Origin of the sequence: Halorubellus sp. JP-L1 (assembly GCF_011440375.1) — an archaeon.
GTDB lineage: Archaea > Halobacteriota > Halobacteria > Halobacteriales > Natrialbaceae > Halorubellus.
In genome coordinates this window covers 778,212-802,244 of record NZ_JAAOIR010000002.1, presented here as the reverse complement: position 1 = coordinate 802,244, position 24,033 = coordinate 778,212, and the positions used below count along the sequence as shown (strand labels likewise).

Annotated in this window: 24 protein-coding genes; 14 read left to right on the top strand and 10 right to left on the bottom strand. The window is 69.0% G+C overall.

The window, feature by feature from the left end; translation table 11 throughout:
* The first annotated feature begins 150 nt into the window (after window positions 1–150).
* From G9C85_RS12555 to G9C85_RS12540, 4 genes are all read left to right on the top strand, one after another.
* The gene (locus G9C85_RS12555) at window positions 151–1,041 is read left to right on the top strand and encodes a coiled-coil protein (RefSeq protein WP_166040432.1); all 891 of its coding nucleotides are present in this window, start codon (window positions 151–153) and stop codon (window positions 1,039–1,041) included.
* Between the two features lie 97 nt (window positions 1,042–1,138).
* Window positions 1,139–2,128: a signal peptide peptidase SppA gene (sppA, locus tag G9C85_RS12550; protein WP_166040431.1), complete on the top strand. Its 990-nt coding sequence runs from the start codon at window positions 1,139–1,141 to the stop codon at window positions 2,126–2,128.
* A 186-nt stretch (window positions 2,129–2,314) separates the two neighbouring features.
* Entirely contained in the window at window positions 2,315–3,481 is a 1,167-nt protein-coding gene (locus tag G9C85_RS12545; RefSeq protein WP_166040428.1) for a DUF373 family protein, read from the top strand.
* A gap of 99 nt (window positions 3,482–3,580) precedes the next feature.
* Window positions 3,581–4,303 carry a diphthine--ammonia ligase gene (locus G9C85_RS12540; protein WP_166040426.1) on the top strand — a complete coding sequence of 241 codons (723 nt, stop codon included), beginning with the start codon at window positions 3,581–3,583 and terminating at the stop codon, window positions 4,301–4,303.
* A 37-nt stretch (window positions 4,304–4,340) separates the two neighbouring features.
* Here G9C85_RS12540 and G9C85_RS12535 read toward each other — a convergent pair whose 3' ends face one another.
* Window positions 4,341–5,309, bottom strand: a complete 969-nt coding sequence (locus G9C85_RS12535; RefSeq protein WP_166040424.1) for a sugar phosphate nucleotidyltransferase — start codon at window positions 5,307–5,309, stop codon at window positions 4,341–4,343.
* 273 nt (window positions 5,310–5,582) lie between these two features.
* On the opposite strand from G9C85_RS12535, the gene G9C85_RS12530 reads away from it, so the two are divergent.
* Both G9C85_RS12530 and G9C85_RS12525 read left to right on the top strand, forming a co-directional pair.
* Window positions 5,583–5,888 carry a transcriptional regulator gene (locus tag G9C85_RS12530; RefSeq protein WP_166040423.1) on the top strand — a complete coding sequence of 102 codons (306 nt, stop codon included), beginning with the start codon at window positions 5,583–5,585 and terminating at the stop codon, window positions 5,886–5,888.
* A gap of 96 nt (window positions 5,889–5,984) precedes the next feature.
* Window positions 5,985–6,401 (top strand): Rieske 2Fe-2S domain-containing protein, encoded by a 417-nt coding sequence (locus G9C85_RS12525; RefSeq protein WP_166040421.1) that lies wholly within the window; start codon window positions 5,985–5,987, stop codon window positions 6,399–6,401.
* A 9-nt stretch (window positions 6,402–6,410) separates the two neighbouring features.
* On the opposite strand, the gene G9C85_RS12520 is transcribed toward G9C85_RS12525, so the two are convergent.
* Window positions 6,411–6,830: a UPF0146 family protein gene (locus G9C85_RS12520; RefSeq protein WP_166040419.1), complete on the bottom strand. Its 420-nt coding sequence runs from the start codon at window positions 6,828–6,830 to the stop codon at window positions 6,411–6,413.
* A gap of 39 nt (window positions 6,831–6,869) precedes the next feature.
* On the opposite strand from G9C85_RS12520, the gene G9C85_RS12515 reads away from it, so the two are divergent.
* Both G9C85_RS12515 and G9C85_RS12510 read left to right on the top strand, forming a co-directional pair.
* The gene (locus G9C85_RS12515; RefSeq protein WP_166040416.1) at window positions 6,870–7,391 is read left to right on the top strand and encodes an archaemetzincin family Zn-dependent metalloprotease; all 522 of its coding nucleotides are present in this window, start codon (window positions 6,870–6,872) and stop codon (window positions 7,389–7,391) included.
* Window positions 7,391–8,056 (top strand): hypothetical protein, encoded by a 666-nt coding sequence (locus tag G9C85_RS12510; protein ID WP_166040414.1) that lies wholly within the window; start codon window positions 7,391–7,393, stop codon window positions 8,054–8,056. The genes G9C85_RS12515 and G9C85_RS12510 overlap by 1 nt, the downstream gene beginning before the upstream one ends.
* On the opposite strand, the gene G9C85_RS12505 is transcribed toward G9C85_RS12510, so the two are convergent.
* Together G9C85_RS12505 and G9C85_RS12500 are read right to left on the bottom strand one after the other, a co-directional pair.
* A complete protein-coding gene (locus G9C85_RS12505; RefSeq protein ID WP_166040412.1) occupies window positions 8,053–9,867 on the bottom strand; it encodes a ribosome biogenesis/translation initiation ATPase RLI in 1,815 nt (604 codons plus the stop codon). The genes G9C85_RS12510 and G9C85_RS12505 overlap by 4 nt on opposite strands.
* Window position 9,868: 1 nt before the next feature.
* Complete coding sequence (locus G9C85_RS12500) at window positions 9,869–10,252, bottom strand: hypothetical protein (protein ID WP_193570709.1); 384 nt, start codon at window positions 10,250–10,252, stop codon at window positions 9,869–9,871.
* A gap of 177 nt (window positions 10,253–10,429) precedes the next feature.
* On the opposite strand from G9C85_RS12500, the gene G9C85_RS12495 reads away from it, so the two are divergent.
* Window positions 10,430–10,717 (top strand): winged helix-turn-helix domain-containing protein, encoded by a 288-nt coding sequence (locus G9C85_RS12495; protein WP_166040410.1) that lies wholly within the window; start codon window positions 10,430–10,432, stop codon window positions 10,715–10,717.
* Window positions 10,718–10,884: 167 nt separating this feature from the next.
* Here the strand turns inward: G9C85_RS12495 and G9C85_RS18930 are convergent, their stop codons facing one another.
* The 3 genes from G9C85_RS18930 to G9C85_RS12480 form a co-directional block, all read right to left on the bottom strand.
* A complete protein-coding gene (locus tag G9C85_RS18930) occupies window positions 10,885–11,556 on the bottom strand; it encodes a plastocyanin/azurin family copper-binding protein (protein ID WP_166040408.1) in 672 nt (223 codons plus the stop codon).
* A 294-nt stretch (window positions 11,557–11,850) separates the two neighbouring features.
* A complete protein-coding gene (locus tag G9C85_RS12485; RefSeq protein ID WP_166040406.1) occupies window positions 11,851–13,743 on the bottom strand; it encodes a PINc/VapC family ATPase in 1,893 nt (630 codons plus the stop codon).
* A gap of 145 nt (window positions 13,744–13,888) precedes the next feature.
* Entirely contained in the window at window positions 13,889–14,884 is a 996-nt protein-coding gene (locus G9C85_RS12480; RefSeq protein ID WP_166040404.1) for a DUF368 domain-containing protein, read from the bottom strand.
* Between the two features lie 60 nt (window positions 14,885–14,944).
* On the opposite strand from G9C85_RS12480, the gene G9C85_RS12475 reads away from it, so the two are divergent.
* The gene (locus G9C85_RS12475; protein WP_166040402.1) at window positions 14,945–16,198 is read left to right on the top strand and encodes a M20 family metallopeptidase; all 1,254 of its coding nucleotides are present in this window, start codon (window positions 14,945–14,947) and stop codon (window positions 16,196–16,198) included.
* 42 nt (window positions 16,199–16,240) lie between these two features.
* On the opposite strand, the gene G9C85_RS12470 is transcribed toward G9C85_RS12475, so the two are convergent.
* Entirely contained in the window at window positions 16,241–17,137 is an 897-nt protein-coding gene (locus G9C85_RS12470) for a carotenoid biosynthesis protein (RefSeq protein WP_166040400.1), read from the bottom strand.
* Window positions 17,138–17,323: 186 nt separating this feature from the next.
* On the opposite strand from G9C85_RS12470, the gene G9C85_RS12465 reads away from it, so the two are divergent.
* The 4 genes from G9C85_RS12465 to G9C85_RS12450 all read left to right on the top strand — a co-directional run bounded on the left by G9C85_RS12465 (window position 17,324) and on the right by G9C85_RS12450 (window position 22,364).
* The gene (locus tag G9C85_RS12465) at window positions 17,324–18,847 is read left to right on the top strand and encodes a carboxypeptidase M32 (RefSeq protein ID WP_166040398.1); all 1,524 of its coding nucleotides are present in this window, start codon (window positions 17,324–17,326) and stop codon (window positions 18,845–18,847) included.
* Between the two features lie 108 nt (window positions 18,848–18,955).
* On the top strand, window positions 18,956–20,011 hold the full coding sequence (locus tag G9C85_RS12460; protein WP_166040396.1) for a trans-acting enoyl reductase family protein: 1,056 nt from the start codon (window positions 18,956–18,958) through the stop codon (window positions 20,009–20,011).
* Window positions 20,012–20,229: 218 nt separating this feature from the next.
* Window positions 20,230–21,060, top strand: a complete 831-nt coding sequence (locus G9C85_RS12455; protein WP_166040394.1) for a hypothetical protein — start codon at window positions 20,230–20,232, stop codon at window positions 21,058–21,060.
* Between the two features lie 77 nt (window positions 21,061–21,137).
* Window positions 21,138–22,364 (top strand): 3-dehydroquinate synthase II, encoded by a 1,227-nt coding sequence (locus G9C85_RS12450; protein WP_166040392.1) that lies wholly within the window; start codon window positions 21,138–21,140, stop codon window positions 22,362–22,364.
* A gap of 143 nt (window positions 22,365–22,507) precedes the next feature.
* Here G9C85_RS12450 and G9C85_RS12445 read toward each other — a convergent pair whose 3' ends face one another.
* Both G9C85_RS12445 and G9C85_RS12440 read right to left on the bottom strand, forming a co-directional pair.
* Window positions 22,508–22,903: a zinc ribbon domain-containing protein gene (locus G9C85_RS12445; RefSeq protein WP_166040390.1), complete on the bottom strand. Its 396-nt coding sequence runs from the start codon at window positions 22,901–22,903 to the stop codon at window positions 22,508–22,510.
* Between the two features lie 201 nt (window positions 22,904–23,104).
* Window positions 23,105–23,851 (bottom strand): type I 3-dehydroquinate dehydratase, encoded by a 747-nt coding sequence (locus G9C85_RS12440; RefSeq protein ID WP_166040388.1) that lies wholly within the window; start codon window positions 23,849–23,851, stop codon window positions 23,105–23,107.
* Window positions 23,852–24,033: the final 182 nt, after the last annotated feature.

The following is a 24,033-nucleotide window of genomic DNA, read 5'->3' as shown; positions in this document are numbered from 1 at the left end:
GTATGTACGGGTACCAGAACGCCGCCGGGTGTTCGGGTAGCATCGCTCGCAGACCAGAATGACACGGAATCTTATCGCAGTAGCGTTCACCCAGGTCTCGAGCATCCGCTATCGCCCCGGCGCGGGACGGAATAGAGGGTTGACTAACCCATGGTAGATTCGATAGACACATCCAAGAACGTAGAGCTCACAGAAGACGACCTCGAGAACAAGAGCAAAGGTCAGCTCATCAAAGTCGCTGGCCAGCTCCGAGATCGACGGAACGATCTCAACCAGATGGCGTCGGAACGCGCCTCCTCCCGCGACGACCTGAACGCGAAGACTCGCGAGAAGGTCGACGAGGCCCAGGAGCACCGCGAGAAGCGCGACGAACTCAACGAGCTCGTCCAGGAGCACAAGGAGAAGCGCAACGAACTGAACGCCGACGCGAACGAACTCTTCGACAAGGTCGAGCGGATGAAGTCCGACCTCGACCTCGACGAGGGCACGGACCTCGAGAAGCTCGAGTCCGAGATCGAGGACCTCGAGTTCAAGCAGCAGACCGAGGTGCTCTCCAGCGAGGAGGAGAAGGAGCTCATCGAGAAGATCGAGAGCAAGCGCGAAGAGTACCAGGAACGCGAGGAGAAGATGGGCAACACCGAGGACCTCGACGAGCTCGTCGAGGAGGCCGAGGAAGTCCGCTCCGAAGCGTCCAAGCACCACCAGAAGGTGACGGAGCTCGCTGACAAGGCTCAGGAGCACCACAACCAGATGATCGAGGCCTACCGCGAGGCCGACGACATCCGCGACGAGGCCGACGAGATGCACGAGAAGTTCGTGCAGGCTCAGGAGGCGGCCGACCGCCACCACGAGGACTTCGTACGCGTCCAGAAGCGCCTGCGCGAACTGGACAAGCAGGAAGAGGAGGAGGAGCAGGCCGAGCGCGAGAAGAAGAAGGAGGAGGTCCAGGAGGAAGCCGAGGAGATCTACGAGCGCTTCAAGGACGGCGAGACCCTCGACACCGAGGACCTCATGAAGCTGCAGAAGGCCGGACGCCTCTAGACGCGGGTTCTCTTTCCGTTCTGTTTCGACCGAGGTCCGCGAGCGACGGCGTTCGCGGTCGCGGTCGTTTTTGTAGGGGGCGCTCTAAAGCGGGGGTATGGTTGACGCTCGGAGCGTGCTCCGTCTCGGTATCGTCCTGCTCGGCGCCCTCGTGGGCGTGGTCGTCGGCTGGTGGTTGTTCGTCGGCTGGGGACCGGATCCGCTCGCGGTCCTCCTGGTGCTCGCGACCGCGGCCGTCCTCGTTCGCGTCACTGGAAGCATCGCCAGCAGCGTGCTCCCCGGATACAACGTCGCGGAGGTGGAAGTGAAGGGCCCGATCACGCGCGACGGCGGTGGCGGTCGGCTGCCGTCGTCGCCGACGTCGCCGGGCGCGGACGAGATCGTCGAGCAGATCGAGCGCGCCGACGACGACGGCAGCGTCGACGCGCTCCTCGTGAAACTGAACACGCCCGGTGGCGAAGTCGTGCCGAGCGACGACATCCGGACCGCCGCGAAGCGATTCGACGGCCCCACGATCGCGTACACGAACGACCTCTGCGCGAGCGGCGGCTACTGGATCGCCTCCGGCTGCGACGAACTCTGGGCGCGCGACGCCAGCCTCGTCGGGAGCATCGGGGTGATCCTCGGCCAGGTGAACGCGAAGGAGCTCGCGGACAAAGTCGGGGTCCAGTACGAGGCGCTGACCGCCGGCGAGTACAAGGACGCCGGGTCGCCGCTCAAGGAGTTCACGGACGACGACCGCGAGTACCTCCAGGGCCTCGTCGACGAGTGGTACGACGACTTCGTCGAACGCGTCGCCGACGGCCGCGACATGGACCCCGACGCCGTCCGCGACACCGAAGCGAAGGTGTACCTCGGCGAGACCGCTCACGAGATCGGGCTCGTCGACGCACTCGGCGCGCGCGACGACGTCGAAGACGAACTCGAACGCCGACTCGGCACCGACGTCACCGTCGAAGCGTTCCGCCCACAGCACGGCCTCGGCGAACGCCTCCGCGGCAGCGCCCAGGCAGTCGCGTACGCCGCCGGCGCCGGCGTCGGGAGCGTCGTCGCGAACGACGACGGCCCCGACTTCGAACTCCGGTAACGAGCCCAAAACAGCCACCACAGAAACGGCGACCTGGCGGTCGCCGTATGCTCGTGCAGTCAATCCCCTCCACACCAAAACACCGCACAGCACAGCCACCACAGAAACGGCGACCTCGCGGTCGCCGTATGCTCGTGCAGTCGGTCCACGGCAGATTTATACGGCCGGTCCTGTTCGATTACGTCAGTGGCTACGCTGGTCGTGTGCGTGGACCGGGCGGACGACATCGGCCGGAAGACCGGGCTGGAGACGCCGATCGTCGGCTGGGAGGCCGTGCGGTCGCTCGTGACGGACGTCGGACTCGCGGACCCCGAAGATTCGAGCGTGAACAGCCTCCTCGAGACCCTCCGGGTCGCTCGGGACCTCCGCGACGGCGACGAAGAGAGCGTCGTGGCGGTGGTGTCCGGCGCGAGCGACAGCGTCGTCGGCGCGGACCGCGCCGTCGCACTCCAGCTCGACGACCTCATCGCCGAATACGATCTGGATCGCGCGGTCGTCGTCATCGACAGCGCGGAAGACGAACGGCTCGTCCCCGTCGTCGAAAGTCGCCTGAACGTCGACAGCGTCGACCGCGTCGTCGTCCGGCAAGCGAGGGACATCGAGTCGACGTACTACCTCCTCAAGCAGTTCCTCGCCGACGAAGAACTCCGTCAGACCGTCCTCGTCCCCATCGGGCTCGCGTTCGTCGCGTTCCCCGCGCTCGCGTTGATGTACAGTCCCGCCGTCGGCGCGGCGACGATCACCGCCGTCATCGGCGTGTTCCTCCTCTACAAGGGATTCAGTATCGACGACGTCATCACCGACGTCGCGAGCCAGACGCGGGACGCCCTCTACTCGGGGAACGTCTCCGTCGTCACGTACGTCGTCGCCGTCGGGCTGACGCTCGTCGGCGTGTTCGTCGGCGCGCTCGGCGCGTCGAACGTCGAGAACGTCGAGGGCGTCGTCGTCCCAGCGATGCGGTTCGCGTACGACTCGATACCGTGGCTGACGACCGCGGGCGTCACCGCGAGCGTCGGCCGCATCCTCGACGAATCACTCACCGACGACCGATCGCTGTCCTCGTCGAGCCTCAACATCCCGTTCGTGCTCGCGTCCGTCGCACTCGTCGTCCGCGGATTCAGCGGGTACTTCCTCGAACGCGCCGGGATCTTCGATCGGTTCACGGTCCCGACGACGCGCCTGGGCGCGGTCCGCATCGAGTCGTTCACGCTCGGCACCGGCGAACGCCTCGCCGTGTTCGTCGTCGCCGCCGTCCTGCTCGCGATCGTCGGCGTCCGCATCGCCGCGTTCGTCACCGAGACCTCCATCGAGGACGACGCCATCGACGACGACGAACTCGAGACCGGGTCCTGAACGCGGGCGAAGCCGCCACCAACGGGCCCGGTCGCCGCGACGTGTCCGAGTGAGGCCGAAACCGCGGGAGGTTTCCGCTCGTAGCGCGTCCTCGCTCGTATGACAGCAGACGGTTCGTGGGTCGGCCTGTTCTCCGGCGGGAAGGACTCCTCGTGGGCGATATACCGTGCGATGGAGCGCGGCCTGGACGTCTCTCGGCTGGTGACGGTGCATCCCGAGAACGACTCGTACATGTACCACGTGCCGGCGACGCACCTGACCGCGCTCGCCGCGGAGAGCATCGGTATCGACCTCGTCGACGTCCATCCCGAGGACTTCGAGGCCGAGACTGCGACGGACTCCGGCGAGCAGGGGGACACCGAACTCGAACCCCTGGAGGCCGCGCTCGAGGCGCTCGACGCGGACCTCCCCGGTGGCGTCGCGGGCGTCACCGCTGGCGCGGTCGAGAGCGAGTACCAGACCTCGCGGATCGAGGCGATGTGCGAACGTCTCGACTGCGACCTGTTCGCGCCGCTCTGGCAGGAGGACCCCCGCGAGCTCGCGGCCGCGATGCTCGACGCCGGGTTCGAGATCGTCGTCCTCCAGGTCGCCGCCGGCGGCCTCGACGAGTCCTGGCTCGGTCGCACACTCGACGCCGCGGCGTTCGACGAACTCGAAGCGCTCAACGACGAGTACGGGGTACACGTCCTCGGCGAAGGCGGCGAGTTCGAGACGTTCGTCGTCGACGGCCCGCACATGGAGCGACGGATCGACCTCGAATACGACACCGTCTGGGAGGGCACGCGCGGGCACGTCGAGATAACGGACGCGACGCTCGAGTGAGCCAGGAGGACGCGACGTGGAAGAGAGCTGACGGGCGCTACGAGCCGTTCGTGATCTGGCTGTGCGCGCCGATGAGTGCGCCCGCGAGGTCGAGGTTGTCCAGGTGCGTGTGTTCGTCGATGATGGAGTCCCGCAGGTCGCAGTCCGCGATGGTGGCGTCCGAGAACACCACGGAGTGGTCGAGGTGGCTGTCCGAGATCTCTGCGTCGCCCATCACGTGCACGTTCTCGCCGAGGGTCGTGTTCGAGAGGGTCGCGCTCTCGGCGACGTGATTGTCGCCGTTGAGGTACCAGGCGACCGCTTCGAGATAGGAGTCCGGCGTCCCGATGTCGAACCACGCGCCGTCGAACGTGAACGCGTACGTGTCCTCGCGGGACTGCAGCCACTGCACGAACCACCCGGGTTCGTCCGGGTTGTTGTCGCCGTCGAGGTACGTCTCGAGCATCCCGACGGTGTCCGCGGTGAACGCGTAGCACGCGATGGAGACGAGCGTACTCTTGGGGTCGTCGGGTTTCTCCTGAAAGTCGACGACGCGGTCGCCGTCGAGCTCGACGAGCCCGTAGGATTTCGCGCGTTCCTTCGACCCGACGTCGTACGCCGCGAGCGACGGCGCGCCCTTCGCCTCGAAGAAGTCGACGAACTCGGAGACGTCGAAGCTAATGAGGTTGTCGCCGGCGACGACGACGAGGTCCTCCTCGATGCCCTCGCGGTCGACGAGCTGGGCGAGCGCGCCGATGACGCCGAACTTCTCGTCCTCGCCCGTCGTGTCCTCGACGGAGAGCGTCGGTTTCCGGAACTCGCTGTCGGCGAGGTACGCCTCGAAGTCGTCCGCGAACCGCTCGTTCGTCGAGACGTAGACGTCCGTGATGCGGTCGTCGGATTCCAGCTCGGAGAAAATCTGGTCGATGACCGTCGAGTCACCGACCGGGAGGAACATCTTCGGTCGGTGCTTCGTGATCGGCCACATGCGGGTGGCGTAACCCCCCGCGAGCACGACAGCTTTCATACCCCCGGGTTCTCTCCGTCATTTTAAGACCTTTGTCCTTCCCTGTCGTCGAAATGGAAGGACGACTCGGTCGTTCCGCCGCGTGCTGTGGTACGTAGCCAGACGAAACGCGGCGACTCGGTCGTCGCCACGACGCTCGTCGCCGCGTCGACGATCGCGGTCGCCGGGGTCGCCCTGATGCTGCCGGGGTGGACGCGGCCGGGGCCGCAGCAGGGCGTTTCTCTGCCGGGGGTCGCAGCAAGACGTTTATCGGTCGGTCCCAAAACCCGACGTATGCGCGAGGCCGACGCGACCACCCGGCAGCGCATGACCGATCGACTCCGCGCCGAACCCGCCACCCCGAGCGCGCTCGCGACGGAGTTCGAAGTGACCGCCGGCGCGGCCCTCCGGCACGTCGAACACATCTCGCACACGGTCGAGGGGAGCGACGGCGACGAGGAGCTGCTCGTCGCCCCGCCGGAGTGCGTGGAGTGCGGGTTCAGCGAGTTCGACGACCTCCTGAACCGCCCGTCTCGGTGCCCCGAGTGCAAGCACGAGGGCGTCGAGGAACCCGCGTTCGTCATCGAGACGCGATCCTGACCGGGGGCGTCGATTGCGACCGGGTATCTCGCTCGACAGCGCGGTCTCGCCCGCGACCGCAAGTCCAATACCGTCGCTGGCTCGTACGTCCCCTCGATGACCGAGGGGACGCGGGTGGCGGCGGTCGAGGACGCACCCGTCGGGTCGACGCACCTGTTCAGGGTGCGGGACGCCGACGGCGAGATCGACGAGGCGCTGCTCACGCGACTCGAGGACGGCGTGGTCGCGTACCTGAACCGCTGCATGCACTTCCGGCACGTCCGCATCGACAAGGGCGATGGCGCGTCGATGCGCGACGGCGAACTCGTCTGCGAGAACCACGCCGCGATGTTCGACGCCGACTCCGGCGTCTGCACGTACGGGCCCTGCGAGGGCGCCGTCCTCGACGTCGTCGAGACGACGACTCGCGACGGGGGCGTCTTCCTCGTCGACGACGACTACGAGTACGTCGGCGACGGCCCGATCGAGACCGACGACGGCGCCAGTACGTCCGACTCGAACGTCGAGTGGTGACGCGAGCGCTCACCTGCGTGCCGTTCTGCGACTACTCGCGACGTACAGCGTCTCGCGGACGCCGTCGAGCGCCTCCGGGGTCGCGGGGACGACCGCCGGGTCGGCGCCGAGGGTCGTGAACGCGGCGTCGGCGCCGACGCTCCGGGCGACGTCGACGAGCGCGCGCTGGAGTTCCGGCGGGCAGTTCAGGGCGTACACGACGTCGGCGTCGGCGTACACCGAATGGTCCGGTGTCGTCACGTCGTCGACGACGAACGCGACGCCCTCGGGGACGCTCCGGGGGCGGACGTCCGTCGCCGTCACGGTCCGCCCGCGGTCCGCGAGTGCGGCAGCGACGGCGTGGCGGCACCCGACCCCGACCTCGACGAGGACGTCGTAGTCGTCGAGGCGGTCGGCGAGCGCCAGGTGGCGTGCGTCTCGTGGTCCCACGCCGGGATGTTTATAGGTGGACGTACCTAACCGTAGCGCATGCTCGTCGACATCGTCCCTGTCGGGGAGGTGCCGGCGCACGTCAAGCGCGCCGCCTCCGAGGGACTTCGATCTGTCTATGGGTGCGACGTCACCGTCCACGACCCCCAGTCCCTCCCCCGGGACGCCTTCGACACGCAGCGCAGCCAGTACGCAGCCGAAGAGTTCATCCAGCTCGCCGAGCGCGTCGGCTCGGGCTCGAAGAACATCGCGGTCACGACCAAGGACCTCTTCTATCGCCGCCGGAACTACGTGTTCGGGCTCGCGTACCTCGACGGGAGCGGGAGCGTCGTCTCGACGTACCGCCTCCAGACGTCGAGCGACGGCGGGCTCGCCGAGTCAGACTCCGAGGACGTCTACCAGGACCGCATCCGGAAGGAGATCGTGCACGAGATCGGGCACACGCTCGGGCTCGAGCACTGCGACAACAAGCGCTGCGTGATGAACTTCTCCCCGACCGTCCGCGAGGTGGACGTCAAAGAGGAGACGCTCTGTGGCACGTGCCAGCGACAGGTCCTCTGATGGCGCTGCCGCCGGGATGGCATCGCGAGTACGAGGGACGCCACGGCGCGGAGTACTTCTACGAACGACGGAACCTCACGGTGAGCGTGCTCCCCAGGTACGAGCGCGCGCAGGGGCGAGCGAGCCAGAAGGAGCCGTCGCGGTACGTCGTGCGCGTCCACCGGTTGCTGTCGCCGGGGCCGAGCGTCCCGTTGACGCTCGGGGAGCGCGAGACGTTCGCGGACGCGAACGCCCTGGCGCGGAAGTACATGACGCGCGTCGACTCGGTGCGTCTCCGGGCCGCGGACGACGACCTGCTCGCGGCGTTCGCGGGCGTGGCGACGTACGACGACGACGTCCTCAGGGCGCTGTGCCGGTCGATCGCGGGCTCGGCCGTCCGCACGGTCGTGCACGTCGACGACGACGAAGTGGCGGTGGCACACGAGACCGACGAGTCGGCCGCGGCGGTCCGCGAACGACTCGGTGATCGACTGCGTGCGCTCGCCGGCTTGACGATGCCGTCCGACGAGGCGGTGTACGTCGCGACCGACGGCGGCGACCTCGCGTGGTTCCCGCGCGGCCCCGACGCCGGCACGCTCGTCGAGTTCGCGTCCGGCCACGACGACGTCAGCAGCTTCCTCGAAGAGATTGCGACGTTCGTAAAGCGACGAGACGAGGACGGCTAGTTCGCGTAGTAGTACTCGCCGTCCTTGCGCTGCTGCTTGTCCTTCTGGCTGCCGGGCTTGTTGACGCGTGGGCGCTTCGTGCGTTCGTCGCGGCGGAACGTGACGCCGAGGTTCGAGAGGAACTCGTTCATCCCCGACCGCATCTCCTGGGGCGGCGTCGCGTGTCCGTGCGCGGCGGGCTCGCCCTCGAACACTTGCAGGCGGTCCGCGAGCAGGTCGATCATGTAGATGTCGTGGTCGATGACCATCACGGTCGCGTCCTGGCGTTCCGCGTACCGGCGGATCGCCCGGGTCGCCTGCACGCGCTGCTCGACGTCGAGGTGCGCGCTCGGCTCGTCGAGCAGGTAGAGGTCGGCTTCCTCGCTCAGGCACGCCGCGATCGCGACGCGCTGGCGTTCCCCGCCCGAGAGGTCCTCGAGGTTCTGCTCCATGATGCGCTCTAGCTGGAGCGGCTGCGCGATCTCGGTGTCCCAGTAGCTCGACCCGAACTGGTCCGTGATCGACTGCAGGAACACGTCGACGCGCATCGGTTGCGCGATGTCGATGTACTGGGGCTTGTACGAGATGTCGAGGTCGACGTCGATCGCGCCGCTCGTCGGCTCGATCTCGCCCGCGAGCATCTTCGCGAACGTCGACTTCCCGATGCCGTTCGGGCCGACGATACCGAGCACTTCGTTCTCGCGGATCGCACCGCCCTCGACCTCGAGACCGAACTCGCCCTCGCCGTAGCTCATCTCCATGTCCGGGTACTCCGCGAGCACCTGCCCGCTCTCGACGGGCCGCGGGGCGTGCTCTTCGAACTGGATGGGGTTCGGGCGGATGCGCATGTTCTCGTTCTCGAGGTACCCCTTGAGGTACTCGTTGATGCCGTTCCGCACGCTCTTGGGGTCCGTGACGACGCCGTACGCGCCGGGTTCGCCGTACGCGACGTTCAGGGTGTCGGCGAGCAGGTCGAGGATGGCGAGGTCGTGCTCGACGACGAGCATCGACTTCTCCTCGTCTTCGGCGAGTTCGCGGATGATGCGCGCCGCGGTGACGCGCTGCCCGATGTCGAGGTACGGCGTGATCTCGTCGAGGAAGTAGAAGTCCGCGTCGCGAGCGAGACACGCGATGATCGCGACGCGCTGGAGTTCGCCACCGGAGAGCGAGTCGATGGACTGGTCCATCACGGGCCCGATCTCCATGCGTTCCACGAGGTCGTCGAGGACGCCGCGTTCGTCCGTCGCCGCGAGGAGCTCGCGCGTGTTCCCGTCGAAGCGCGACGGGATCTCGTCGACGTACTGGGGCTTGCGTGCGACCGTCAGGTCGCCCTCGTCGAGCCGCCGGAGGTACGTCTGCTGTTCGGTCCCGCGGTACTCCTCCATCACGGCTTCGAACGACGGCGGGTCCGCGTGCTCGCCGAGGTTCGGCATCATCTCGCCGGCGAGGATGCGGACCGCGGTCGTCTTCCCGATCCCGTTCGGGCCGAGGACGCCCGTCACCTGTCCCTGGTTGGGCGCCGGTAGTCCGTACAGCGAGAACGCGTTCTCGCCGTAGCGGTGCGCGGGTCGATCGTCGAGCTCGCTCGGGAGGTTGATGATCTCGATCGCGTCGAACGGACACTTCTCGACACAGATCCCGCAGGTCTCACCGAGACAGATCTCCTCGCTGATCCGGACCTGGTCGGGCTTCCCGTCGACGGTGTCCTCCCCGCGGACCGTGATGCAGTCCTTCCCGGTGCGATTGGGCGGACAGAAGTTCTTGCACTCGTAGTTACAGCGGTCGGGCTGGCAGCGCTCCAGGTCCACGACCGCGATGCTGTCGTCGGCCATGTCAGTACGCCAGTGCCGCGAGTGCGTGCTTCGCTCCGACCGCGAACGCCTCGTTCGCCTCGGTGGCGGCGTGCGCGCCGGAGGTGAGGATGATGGTCCACGTCACGAACCACATCGCGAACGTGATGAAGAGGATGAACAGGAAGTCCTTCGCGCCGAAGTCGTCCTTCAGGATGCCCAATACCTTCTGAAGTGGGTACTGGACGAGGATCGCGACCGCGACCATGACCTGGGCCGTCTGGTCCATGGCGGCCTCCGTCATCGGGAGGTCCTGGGTCACGTACCACGAGCCGAAGGCAGCGGCGACGCCGAGGAACGCGGCGATGCCGGTTCGCGTCACGGCGAGGACGTGTGCTTGTCGTTGGCTCTGCGTCTCTGTCGCCATGCGTGTAGGTCCGAGTCGTCGCCCCAAAAGGCGTTCGCTCTCCACCGCGACGTGCGGGCTCGCGTCGACGACGCGTTCGACGGACGGACGACTCGCGCGCGATGCCTTCGACGGTTGGGCGACCCGGGCGCGGTTCGGGTCAATCTTTAAGACCGAGGGGCGTTTCGATTCGTAACGATGAGTGACTCAGGGGAGGACCTCGACGAGCTACCGCCGAGCGCGAAACTCGTCTACAAGGTACTCGAATACGACGGCCCGCTCACCCAGAAACAGATAGTCGAGGAGTCGATGCTGTCGGCGCGCACGGTCCGGTACGCCCTGGAGCGACTGCAGGACATCGACCTCGTCAGTCAGGACGTCTACTTCGCGGACGCCCGCCAGAGCCTGTACGAGTTGACGGGCGAACCCATCGCCGCGGACGGCGGCGAGGCCGAGGGCGACGTCGAGACCTGCTGCGCGGAGTAACGACCGATAGTCGACGGCCTTCAGTCGAACCGGGTCGGTTCGGGCCGGGTTTCGGCGAGGTCTCGTCGCGGTTCGCTCCGTTCTTCGTCCATTCGTCCTCTTGGCGACGCGTCTCTCGACGGCTGTTCGAGTGCGTTCTCTGTTCAGTGTGGAGAGTCTGCGAGACGCTATTGGCCCGCGCCCTGGCCTCGCCCGAACGTCGCGGTCGTGACCGCGTTCAGTGCCGCGAGCATCTCCGCGGCGGCGTCCGGGAGCGAGTCCTGTGGCTCCGCGAGCGCCGGTTCGTTCGCGAGGTCCGGCGTTCCGACCACGACCCTGCCGACCATCCCGAGGCTCTCGTGGGGACGACAGAAGTAGTCGTAGACGCCGGGGGCCTCGAACGTCCGTTCGAACGTCGCGCCCCGCTCGTCGAGGAGGCCGCTGTCCCAGCCGGTCGCGTCCGCGGGCACGCGCTGCGGGCGGTCGTTCGCCTCGGCGTACGCGGTCGCGGTGTGCGCGCCCTGGACGAGCTCCCACGTCACGGTGCTCCCGGCCTCGACCCACTGGACGGGGTCGCTGTAGAAGTTCGGCCCGTTCGTCGCCGAGACCATCCCGATCCGTATCCCGGCCGACTGATCGCCACCCGTCTCGGTCCCCTCCTGGCTCGCGCCGAGTCCGGAGACGGCCGCGAGTCCGACGAGGCCGCCGGTCGCCTTCGCGAACGACCGGCGACTCACTCTCGACAGGGCGGCGGTCGTCGGGCGTGGACTGGTTTCGTCGGCAGTCGCGTCGTCGCCAGTCGCTTCGTCGATACGCGCGTCGTCGTCGCTCGCGTCGGCGGAAGTGGATGGACGAGTCATGGGTATTCGGTCGGCCCCTCGGTTCGAGAGACCGACCGGGACCTACGGCTCGCACGTCGATAAAACGGGTCGGGATTCACGCGGATTCGCAGTTCGATAAACCCGTCAGCAGTCGGGGCCCGGACCCCCCGTACCCGACTGGAAGGAGCGGCCAAGCCGTCGCCTACTGGCGACAGTACGCCCAGTGGCCCGGCGAGTCGACCGGGCACCCGTCCAGCGAACCGAACGACCCGTTCCAGCGAACCGGACGGAGCACTCCAGCGAGCCGGTCGGTTCTCGCACCTGCGACCGGCGTCAGGCCGTGTGGACGGCGATGGTCGCCTTCCGGTCGACGGCGCGCTCTAACTCCTCCGCGATGCCGCTCCCCCGAGACACCTGGACCTCGCCGCCGCGGCCGACGGTCGCCGTGAACAGGTACTCGTTGCCAGCGCGCACCTCGACGGTCTCGCCCGTGTGACCCTCGACCGGGATGACGACGTGTCGGCTCGTGATCTCCGGCTGGACGAGCTGGCCGGTCTCCTCGGCGCCGCCGGACCCGCCCGACGCGCTCGCGGAGCCGCTCGACGCGTTCGCCGACCCGCTCGACCCGCCAGTCTCGTAGTGGGGGTTCTCGTCGTGCGTGCGGACGTCGATGTCGATCCCGAGGCGGTTCTCGACGTCCTGGATGCGGCCGCCGCCCTTCCCGATGACGCTCGAGATGTCGTCGTCGTCGACGTAGACGACTGCCGTGTTCTGGCCCTTCAGCTGGACGCTGACGTGGCCGCGAGCGATCGAGCGGATCTCGCGCTCGATCTCTTGCTTCGCGATGCGGTCGACGCCGGAGTCGCTGCTCTCGCCGGCGTCCTCCAGCGGGACCGTGACGACCTGCCGGTTGAACGTGTAGATCTCGTACTTGGGTTCGCCGCTCTCGAACTCGTTGATCGTGATGACGGGGCGCGCGAGGTCCTCCTCGGTGAGGCCGTGCGGGACCTTCACCTCGGTCTTGACGTCGTACACGGTGTCGACTTCGCCGGCTTCGATGTAGACGACCGTGTCGACGACCTGCGGGATCATCCCGAGTTCGACGCGGCCGACGAGGCGCTGGAGCGCGTCGATCGCGCGCGTCGCGTGCACGACGCCGACCATGCCGACGCCCGCGAGTCGCATGTCCGCGAACACCTCGAAGTCGTCGGTCTTCCGGACCTCGTCGTAGATCGTGTAGTCCGGCCGCACCATCAGGAGCGAGTCGGCGGTGTTCGCCATCGACCCGTCGAGTTCCGTGTACTGCGTGATGTCCGGCCCGACCTGGAGGTCGCGGGGTTTCTCCATCGTCTTCACGGAGAAGTCGTGCTCTGCGAGGTAGTTCGCGACGGCTTGCGCGAACGTCGACTTCCCCGCACCGGGGCTCCCGGAGATGAGGACGCCGCGCTGGCGCTCGAGGAGGCGGTCGGTGAGTTCGTCCGCGAACTCGTAGTCCTCGATGGTCGTGAGCGCGATCGGGCGGACGGCCGTGATCTCGATGCCGTCCGCGAACGGCGGGCGCGCGACCGCGATCCGGTAGTCGCGGAACTGCACGATGTCCATCCCCGTCTTCGAGAGCTCGAGGAACCCGTCCGACTCCTCCTTGGCGGCGTTGACGACCTCGTTCGCGTACTCGTCCATCGTCGCCTCGTCGAGCGGGTCGTCCGCGACCGGGACGTAGTGCATGTCGCCGATCTCGCCGCGCTTTGCCTTCGGGACCGCGCCCGCCTTGAGGTGGACGCTCATCGTGTCGTCGTCGAAGTAGTTCTCGATGGCGAGCGTCCCGAGTTCCTCGACCTCCGGGGAGACGACGTCGACGTCGATGCCCTTGGCCGTCGCGACCTGGCCCTGGACGACGTCGCTCGTCAGGAACGTCGCGCCGCGGTCCTCCGCGATCTCGCGGATGAGCGCGTCGATCTCGCCCTCGCTCGCCGCGTCGATGGCGACGTCGTCGGGACGCTCCCCGACGTACTTCAGATTGATGACGTCGTCGTCGGCGCGCTCGGCGAGTCGCTGCAGTTCCTCCAGGCCCGCCCAGCCGGTGTCGTGGCCGGCGTTGGCCTGCGCTTCGAGCTCGGCGACGACGGCCTCGGGGACCATGACGGTCGCGCCCTCGTACGTGCCGTCGTCGACCTTCGCGGACACGCGGCCGTCGACGACCACGCTCGTGTCCGGGACTACGTTCATGCACGACTCTACGGGCCTCGCCGTTTAAAAGGGTGGTTTGTTGGTCGCTCCCACGACCGACGCGGCGGCCGGGAGCGGGCGCGAGCGCCCGGCGAGCACCCCGGCGTCGCGCGTTCAGTGGTCGTCGACGGCTGCCGTCGCGCGCTCAGCGGTCGTGGCCGGCGACGTCCGCGTCGACGTCGTCGAGGTCGCCGGTGTCGACGTCGATGTCGACGGCGTAGCGGTCGAGCGCGAACAGGATGACGGCGCCGACGACGGCGACGGCGACGAACTGCGCGAGGACGTCGGTCGTCCACGCGAGGCCCTCGCGCCGCGAGACTTCGGTGACGGGCGCGCGGAGGGCGCCGGCGACGAGTGCGACGAGGAAGGCCATGGTGGTCCGGCGGTCGGCCTCGAGCGCGCGGTCGACGAGGCGCGCGACCGTGAGGAGGCCGACGGCGGCGCCGGCGAGGAACGCGACGACGGTCGCGGCGGGGTCGAGGACGCGGTCGACCGCGCCGCCGGTCGCGAGCGCGAGCGCGGCGTCGACGAACCCGGAGAGTGCCTCGGTGAGGTACGTGTACTGTCCGAGGACGACGAGGATGAGCGCGCCCGAGATGCCGGGGAGGATGGTGGCGCTGATGGCGACCGTGCCGGCGAAGAACGTGAGTGCGAGGTTGTGACCGGCGAGCAGTTCGACGTCGCCCGAGAGCGTGAACGCGACGAGGAACCCGGCGACGGCCGCGATCGCGTGCCGGCGCGTGTCGAGACTGATCTGGCGGGAGAGCACGAGCGCGCTCGCGAAGATGAGCCCGAAGAAGAACCCGAACAGCGCGACGGGGTGGGTGACCTCGGCGTAGTGGACGATGCGGGAGATGACGACGATCGCGAGGGAGATGCCGACGGCGAGCGTCCCCAAGAAGAGCGCGTCGGTGTCCTCGACGACCGCCCAGAGGCCGCCCGCGTCGAGGCTCGCGACCGCGCGGAGCGCGCGAACGGCGGCGTCCGGCGTCAGGTCGGTGATGGCGTCGATGAGACGGTCGTAGATGCCGGCCAGGAGTGCGATGGTGCCGCCGGAGACGCCGGGGACGGCGTCGGCGGTCCCCATGCAGAGTCCGACGAGGAACATGCGGAGAGAGAGTCCGTTGGCGTCGTCCGTCATTGCACACGGGTTCGAAAAGCGCGGAGAAACCTCTTGTGGAGTCGCCTCACAGTCTCGCCCATGACGAATCCGAGTTCGAACGTGGGCGCTGACGGCGACGGGCGCGACGAGCCACCCGAACGCGACGAGCCACCCGAACGCGACGCGGTCCCGGAGGTCGTGGCGTTGACGCGCGAACTCGTCGCCGTTCCCGTCGACGACGCCGAGGCCGTCGCGGGCGACCGCATCGAGGCGTGGCTCCGCGAGCACGCCCCCGGCGACGTCCTGCGGGACGATCACGGGAACGTGTTCGCGCGTCGGACGCCCGGGAGCGAACCTGCGGAGACCGACCGCGAGCTCGCGGACGCGGGGGACGTGACCGCGCGCGACCGGCCGACGCTCGCGCTCGTCGGCCACCACGACGTGGTGCCGCCGGACGACTCGCAGGTCGCGGCCGACGGGACCATCGCGTTCGAATCGAGCGCGGACGGCGAGCGCGTCAGGGGTCGCGGGACGGCGGACATGAAGGGCGCGGTCGCGGCGACGATGCTCGCGTTCCGGGACGCCGACCTTACTGACTCCACTGCACCCGAGCGCGATCTCGCGTTCGCGTCGTTCGTCGGCGAGGAAGCGGGCGGCGTCGGCGCTCGCGCGGCGATCGCGGACGGGTTCGCGCCCGAGTGGGCAGTGGTCGGCGAGGGGTCGACTGGGTACTCGACGCCGGACGCGACCGACGTCGCGGTCGCGCACAAGGGCCGGCGAGCGGTCACCGTCACCGCCGACGGAACCTCGGTGCACGCGAGCGTCCCCGAGGACGGCGCGAACGCCATCTACCGCGCGACGGATGCGGTCGACGTCCTACGCGAACTCGAGTGGCCGAGCGTCGACGTCGCCGGCGAGACGATCTCGGGGAGCGTCGTCGTCACGGAGATCGACGGCGGGAGCGCGTGGAACGTCGTCCCCGACTCCTGTTCGGTGACGGTGGACGAGCGGACGGTGCCCGGGGAGCGCGCGCCCGTCTCGCGCGTCGAGGCCGTCGACGGCGTCACGTGGACGGTCGACCAGGACCTCCCGCCGATGCGCTGTCGCGACGACGCGTTCGCGGACGCCGTGCTCGCGGCGGCGGCCGACTCGCAGGACGCGACGCCCGAACTGGTGAGCAAGCCGCACGCGACCGACGCGGGGTGGCTCGACGACCGCGCCGGCGTCGCCTGCGTCGTCTGCGGCGTCGCCGAACCGGGCGAAGCCCACACCGCCGGGGAGAGCGCGAGCGTCGCCGTCCTCGACCGCTGTGCGCGAATCTACCGCGCGATCGCCGAGCGACCGTTCGCCTGACCGCTCGTCGGTCGTTCGAGTCGACCGGGTGCGCTCGATCGCTCAGGGCGTCTCGGGCGTCGCCTCCGGCGAGCGCCCGCGGGCGAGGACGACGGGGGCGACGTGGAGGGCGGCGGCGACGCCGAGCATCGCGAGACTCATCGCGAGGAGGAACGGCTCCGTGCGGTGGACGCCGAGCCAGAGGAGCGCGGCGAGGAAGTAGCCGTGCGTGAGGAACACCGCGAGCGACGGGAGCGTCGCGGGCTGGCGGAGCGACGCGTTCGAGCGCGCGACGGCGATACCAGCGGCGACCATGCAGGACCCGAGGACGATCGCCTTCCGGAGCGTCGACTCGAGCGTCACGACGTCCCACGCGAACATCGCGACGTAGAGGAGCGCGGACGCGGCGACGAGCGTCACCGCGGCAGCCACTGCTCGGGCCCTGACCTCGTCCACCCCGTCGGACCACGCCGCGGTCGCTGCGCGACCGAGCGCGACGTCGTAGACGGCGACGAACAGGAAGCCGACCGCGAACCACCCGAAGAAGTTCCCGAGCGGCACGCCGAAGTACTCGCCGGCGGGCGTCCACGTCCAGAACCCGACGGGCTGGACGCGGATGGCGACGGCGTCGAGCGCGAGGTCGACGTGCAGCACGAACAGCGCGACGAACGCCGCGCGAGCAGGCGGGTCGATCTCCCAGCGGCGCGCGGTCTCGTAGCCCGCGTACAGGACGACGCTCCACCCGAGCCCGATCGCGAGCGGAATGCCGGCGACGTCGACGAACCGCGCGGCCGGGTACGTGTAGTCCTCGAACCCGAGGACGACGAGCTTCTCCAGCACGACCCCGTAGACGACGGCCGTTCCGAAGAACGGCAGGTCGCGAGTCCGGTACGCGTGCACGCCACAGAGACCCGCGACGACGACCGTCAGGAGCTCGAAGCTCGCGTACGGCGAGAGCATACCGGGAACCTCGCCGGAGTGGTTCATAAACCATCGGGTCGAAACTGCCTCCTGTAGCATACGGCGTCCGCCAGGACGCCGTTTCTGGAGTTGCAGTGGTGTCGCGGGTGGCGCTGGCGAGATCGTCGAGCGGTGGGCCGGTGAGAATCCATGCTTTCATGAGCAGGTAGCGGAAAGTATTGCGCGATGGATACGGACGCTTCTGTGGCGACGGAGACGCCGGCCGCGTACGAGGAGTTCCTCGAGACGGTCACGCGATACAAGAACCTCGGGTACGCGAGGGGAGTGCTGTCGTGGGACCAGGAGGTCATGATGCCCGAGGCGGGGACGCCGGCGCGGTCCCGGCAGACCGCCGCGCTGTCGGCCGTGAGTCACGAACTGCTGACGAGCGACGAGCTCGGCGAGCAGCTCGACGCGCTCGCGGACGCGGACCTGACCGACGAGCAGGCGGCGGTCGTCCGCGAGGTGTCCCGCGAGCGCGAGCGAGCGACGAGCGTCCCGACCGAGCTCGTCGAGGAGATCAGTCAGAAGACGAGCGAGGCGCACCCGACGTGGAAGGAGGCGAGGGCCGAGGACGACTTCTCGACGTTCGCGCCCGCGCTGGCGGAGCTCGTCGAACTGAAGCGCGAGTACGCGAATCACATCGCGCCCGAGAAGGACCCCTACGAGACGCTGTTCGAGGAGTACGAACCGTACCTCGGACTCGAGACGGCCGAGCGCGTACTCGACCGCCTCAAGGAGGAGCTCCCGCCGCTCGTCGACGCGGTCCGCGACAGCGACGCCGACCTGGCGGTCGATTCGTTCGACGACACCTACGACACCGACGACCAGATGGCGTTCGTGCGTGCGGTCCTGGACGAACTCGGCTACGACTGGGACCGCGGACGGCTCGACGAGGCCCCGCATCCGTTCTCGTCGGGCACGCAGTACGACGCGCGCGTCACGACGCGATTCGACGAGGAGGACCCGCTCGGCGCGACGTACTCGACGGTCCACGAGTTCGGGCACGCGTCGTACACGCAGGGACTCCCCGACGAGCACTACGGGACGCCGCTGGGCGAAGCCCGCGACCTGACCGTCCACGAGTCCCAGAGTCGCCTCTGGGAGAACCACGTCGGCCGCTCGAAGGCGTTCTGGCAGTACTTCCTCCCGGAACTCAAGGCGCACTTCGACGGGCTGGACGACGTCACCGTCGAGGACGCCTACGAGGCCGCGAACCAGGTGTACGAGGACAACCTCATTCGCGTCGAAGCGGACGAGCTCACGTACCACATGCACGTCGTGGTGCGCTTCGAGATCGAACGCGACCTGATCTCGGGCGACCTCGACGTCGAGGACGTCCCGGAGGCCTGGAACGACAAGTACGAACAGTACCTCGGGATTCGTCCGGAGACGGACGCCGAGGGCTGCCTGCAGGACATCCACTGGAGTCACGGGAGCTTCGGGTACTTCTCGACGTACTCCCTGGGGAGCGTCCTCGCCGCGCAGCTGTACGCCGCCGCCGAGGACGACCTCGACGACCTCGACGCGAAGCTCCGCGAGGGCGAGTTCGACCCCCTCATGGAGTGGCTGAACGAGCACGTCCACCGGCACGGGAAGCGCTACGAGACCGACGACCTCGTCGAACACGCGACCGGCGAACCCTACACGGCCGACTACTTCCTCGACTACGTCACCGAGAAGTACGAGGACCTGTACGACCTCGCGTAGGCCCGCTGCGCTCCCTGGCTTCGCACGGGAACGCTTCCGCTGGCAAGCGTCGCGGGTTGTTCGCACGTACACGTAGCCTTATCCGACCGGAGAGCACAGGGGAGTGACATGGCCGACGACGTCCTCATCTACGGATCTTACGGGTACACGGGCGAGTTGATAGCGAAGCAGGCGGCGGCGTCGAGCGACCTCGACCCGACCGTGGCCGGTCGGAACGCCGAGAAGGTTCGGTCGCAGGCGAGCCGATTGGGGCTGGAGGGCGCGGTGTTCTCGCTTTCGGGCGGCGACGACGTCGCGAGCGAGATCGGGGACTTCGACGTGGTCCTGAACTGCGCGGGCCCGTTCTCGCGGACGGCAGAGCCGATGGTGGACGCGTGCATCGAGACGGGCACGCACTACCTCGACATCACGGGCGAGTGGCAGGTCTTCGACGCGCTCGCGCAACGGAGCGAGGAAGCCGCGGACGCGGGCGTCATGCTCCTGCCGGGGACGGGATTCGACGTGGTGCCGTCGGACTGCCTGGCGGCGCACCTCGTCGACCGGCTGCCGGACGCCGAGTCGATCACGCTCGCGCTCGGCGGGATGGGCGGCCTGTCGCGGGGGACGGCGATGACGATGGTCGAGGGGTTCGGCGACGACGGCGTCGTCCGCGAGAACGGCGAGTTGAAGCGCGTCCCGCAGGCGTTCGACGACCGCGAGTTCGAGTTCTCGCACGGCACCCGGAGCGCGATGACGATCCCCTGGGGGGACGTGGTGACGGCCTACCACTCGACGGGCGTGGGGAACGTCCGCGTGTACTCGGAGACGCACCCGGACACGATCTCTCGCCTCCGGACGTTCCGCAAGCTCGCACCGCTCGTGCAGACGGGGCCGGTGCAGTCGCTCCTGAAGTGGCTCGTCGACCGCCGAATCGACGGCCCGGACGACGAGCAACTCCGCGAGGGTAGCGGCGAGATCTACGGCGAAGCCGAGAACGCAGCCGGCGAGCGCGTCGTCTCGCACCTCGAGACCCCGAACGCGTACGCGCTCACTCGCGACACCGCCCTGCTGTGCGTGCGTCGCGTCCTCGACGGCGACGCCCCCACCGGCTACCAGACGCCGTCGACCGCGTACGGGAAGGACCTCGTGCTCGAGGTCGACGGCGTCGAGCGAATCGACGACTGACTCCGCGAGCATACGGCGGCCTACTGCCCGCACCAGCATACGGCGTCCGCCAGGACGCCGTTTCCGCTCCTCCCTGACTCCACCAGCATACGGCGGCCTACTGCCCGCACGAGCATACGGCGGCCGCCAGGCCGCCGTTTCCACGCGCTAATTCTCCAAGCGTACGGCGGCCGCGGCGCCGGAGAAAGCTTTTGTCGTCGCCCGCATCAGAGTCGGGTATGAGCGGACGCGACGACGACGTGTTCGACGTCGACGACCTCCGGCGTTCGGTCGGTGGTGCGTGGCGGGCGGTCGGTGGCCAGCCGGTCGTGCTGGGGGTGGCGCTGGCGGTGGTCGCGACGGCGCTCGCGCTCGGAGTGGTGCCGCACGCGCTGGGTGCGGTGGGTGCGGATACCGTCGACACCGGCAGTGGCCCGAACCCGAACCCCGCGGAGTCCGGGGACGGAGCGCGCCAGCGCTACCAGAACTATCTGACGAACATCACGTTCCTGTTCGCGCCGATACTGCTCCCGGTCGTCGCGGTCGGCGTGGCGTTCGCCGGAGCGCTCCGCGCCCGCGGGTCGCGGCGCACTCGCGTCGGCGGCGTCGCCCTCGGTGCGTTCGTCGGCGTCGCGGTCGGGTTCGTCGCGTTCGTCGCCGTCGCCCACCTCGCGTACGGCCAGGCCGGAGAGGGCTACATCGTCGAGGAGTCCTCGGTGTCGCTCGCGTTCGGCGCGATCGCGGTGAACGCGCTCGCGCTCGCCGCGGTCACCGCCGTCGGGAGCGCGCTCGCGGGCGTCGCCGGGACGCTCGTCGAACCCGAACCGGGTAGCGCGGGCGTTCCGACGCGACCGGTCGACGAAGCGGTCGACGGCGACGAGACGGTAGGGAGCGACGAGGACGTCGTCGACGCGGCAAGCGAGACGGACGGCTCGACCGAACGCCCGGCCAACGTCGACGACGCCCCGGCGAACGATTCCCGTGACGTCGGCGGCCAGCACGGCTCGCACACGCCGACGTACGACCCCGACGGCCGGAACTGGGACGGCACCGGCGAGGACTCCTCCTGACCCGGGCTCGTTGCCCGCGCTTTCGCGTCGGTGTCGCATCCGCCACGTTCAAGCGACCGCCACGAGGAGATAGCGGCATGACACGCGAAGTCTGGCTGAAGGCCGACGACGAGGTCGGCGACTGGGACGCTCGACGGCGTCGCATCACCGCCGGTCTCGAGGCCGGCGTGGACTGGGTGGTGGTCGACGAGGCCGACGTCGGGCGCGTCCGCGAACTCGGCGAGGTGAACGTCGCGGCGTTCAGCGCGGACGGCGACAGCACGCTCGTCGACGACGCCGACGAATCCGGCGTCGACCGCATCGAGGACGCAGAGGGCGACGACGACGAGGAGGGCGGCGACGCGATCGACGTCGAGCCCGCGGACGCGTACCTCGTCGGGAAGGGCGGCGAGGGCGACGGGACGGTGTCGCTCCCGCCGGACCTCTCCGGGTCGGCGGACCTGTCGACGGTACGGCGCGGTGCCGCGGACGGCTCGTACGTCGAGATCCGCGGACAGGAGTACGAGGCGTTCGCGGAGGCGGCCGCGGACGCTGGCGAGTACACGATCGTCGTCGGCGAGGACTGGACGATCATCCCCCTGGAGAACCTCATCGCGCGCATCGGCGACGAGACGACGCTGGTCGCTGGCGTGACGACCGCGGAGGAGGCGCGGACGGCGTTCGAGACGCTGGAACTCGGCGCGGACGCGGTCCTCCTGGACTCGGACGACCCGGACGTCGTCCGGGAGACGGTCGCGGAACGGGACGCGACCGAGCGCGAGCAACTGGACCTGACGTGGGCAGAGGTAACGAGTATCGAACAGACCGGGAGTGCGGACCGCGTCTGCGTGGATACGGCGTCGCTGATGGACGACGACGAGGGGATGCTCGTCGGGTCGATGAGTCGCGGGCTCGTGTTCGTGCACGCGGAGACCGCGGAGTCGCCGTACGTCGCGAGCCGGCCGTTCCGCGTGAACGCGGGCGCGGTGCACGCGTACGTGCGGACGCCCGACGGCGGCACGAAGTACTTGAGCGAACTCGGGTCGGGCGACGAGGTCCAGCTCGTCGACGTCGACGGCGGGACCCGAGAGGCCGTCGTAGGCCGCGCGAAGATCGAGCGCCGGCCGATGTTCCGCGTGGAACTGGAGCGCGACGGCGACCGGTTCGAGACCCTCCTCCAGAACGCGGAGACGATCAAGGTCCAGACGCGCGAGGGCCGGACGGCGGTCACGGACCTCGAGCCCGGCGACGAGCTCCTCGTGTACTACGAGGACACCGCGCGGCACTTCGGCGAAGCAGTTGATGAACGGATAATAGAGAAGTAGTCGCTCTCACGGAGCGACGAACGCCGAGCCGGCGCGTCAGCGCCGGTGAGGGCGAGTGGCGCTACGCGCCTCGAGGAAGCGAGACGGCGAAGCCGTCGAGCACGTCGCTTCTACGGAGCGACGTACGCCGAGCCGGCGGTCGCTTATTCTGTCGTTGGTTCTTCGAACTCGTAGGTGCACCAGTGACAGAAGCCGTGCGTGGGGTCGATCTCGCGGCCGCATCGGGGGCAGGTGGGGCCGTCGGTGGGTTGCTGGTGGGTCTGGAGGGCCTGGACGTAGGCGTCCATCATGGCGGCGAACTGGACGACGGTGACGGCGATGGTGCCCCAGTCGGACATGCTTTCGGTGGCGCGCATGACGGACTCGAACGTGGGGTCGGCCACGTACGCGGATTCGGGGAGGAAGATGGCGAGCGTGGAGATGAACAGGCCGGCGAAGAGGAGGGCGCGCACCCAGCGGCGGAGGAGTGCCTGGCCGAGGCCTGGGAACAGCAGCGAGCAGATGCCGACGGCGACGGCGCGCACCCGAGTACCGAGCATGGGGCGGCGTTTTCTCGCCGGGGTCTTTACCGTTCGGTTTCGTCGGACGCCGCGTTCGGAGTGGACGTGTGGCGTCGACGTTCCTGGCAGCTAGGCTCACCGGAGGTCGTGGACGTTCCTGCCAGCTAGACTCACCGGAGGTCGTGGACGTTCCTGCCAGCTAGACTCACCGGAGGTCGTGGACGTTCCTGCCAGCTAGACTCACCGGAGGTCGGCGACGAGGCCGGCGAGCGTCGCGAGGTCGTACTGGCCGGGTGCGGTCGCGCGCTCCGGGTCGACGGGCGCGTACCCGATTTTCGACCCGTAGACGGGTGCGACGGCGCGCGTGTGCCGGCCGACCGCGCCCATCGCCATCGTCGCCACTGGTTCGTCCGCGAGCTCGCTCGTCACCGCGAGCACGTCCAGGGCGTCGCGCGTGGATTCGGCGGTCACCGCGAGCTTCGCCACGTCCGCGTGCTCGAGGCCGGTGGCGAGCGTCTCGCGCATCGCCGCTCGGGACGGCGTGCGCTCGAAGTCGTGACTCGACGCGATCACCGCGACGTCGTTCGCTCGTGCTTCCGCGAGCACGGTGTCGACGCCGGGCGATCCGGCGGCGAGGCTCGCGAGTTCGACGTCCACCGCCGCGACCGCGTCGACGCTCGCCGCCGCCGCGAGCGACTCCAGGCGATTCCGCGCTCGCGTCTCGTCGACCGCGTCCTGCTCGCTCGGCGGCACGTCCGGCGCCGCTTCGCCGCCCTCCCACGCCGCGCGGTTCGTCGCCACCACCGGCAGGTCGCCGTCGTACTCGGCGAGCGCCGTCACCGACGGCGACACCGCTCCCGCGTCCGCCGCCGCGTCCACCGCGTCCATGCGGTACTCGATCGCGTCCGCGTGCTCGCGCGCCACCGCCGACGCGGCGTCCGCGAGATCGTCGGTCGCCGCACACAGCACGAACGACTCGAAGTCCATGCCCGGCTATCCGTCGACAGCGCGGGAGAAAGTTCCGGTCGCGACGGCACTCGCGGCCGTCGTCCGCTGGAACCCTCGGTCGTGAAAACGGCGGCCTGCCAGCCGCCGGATGCTCGTGCGGTCAATCAGCTCGAAACGGCGGCCTGACGGCCGCCGTACGCTCGTGCAGCCGGTTTACGCTC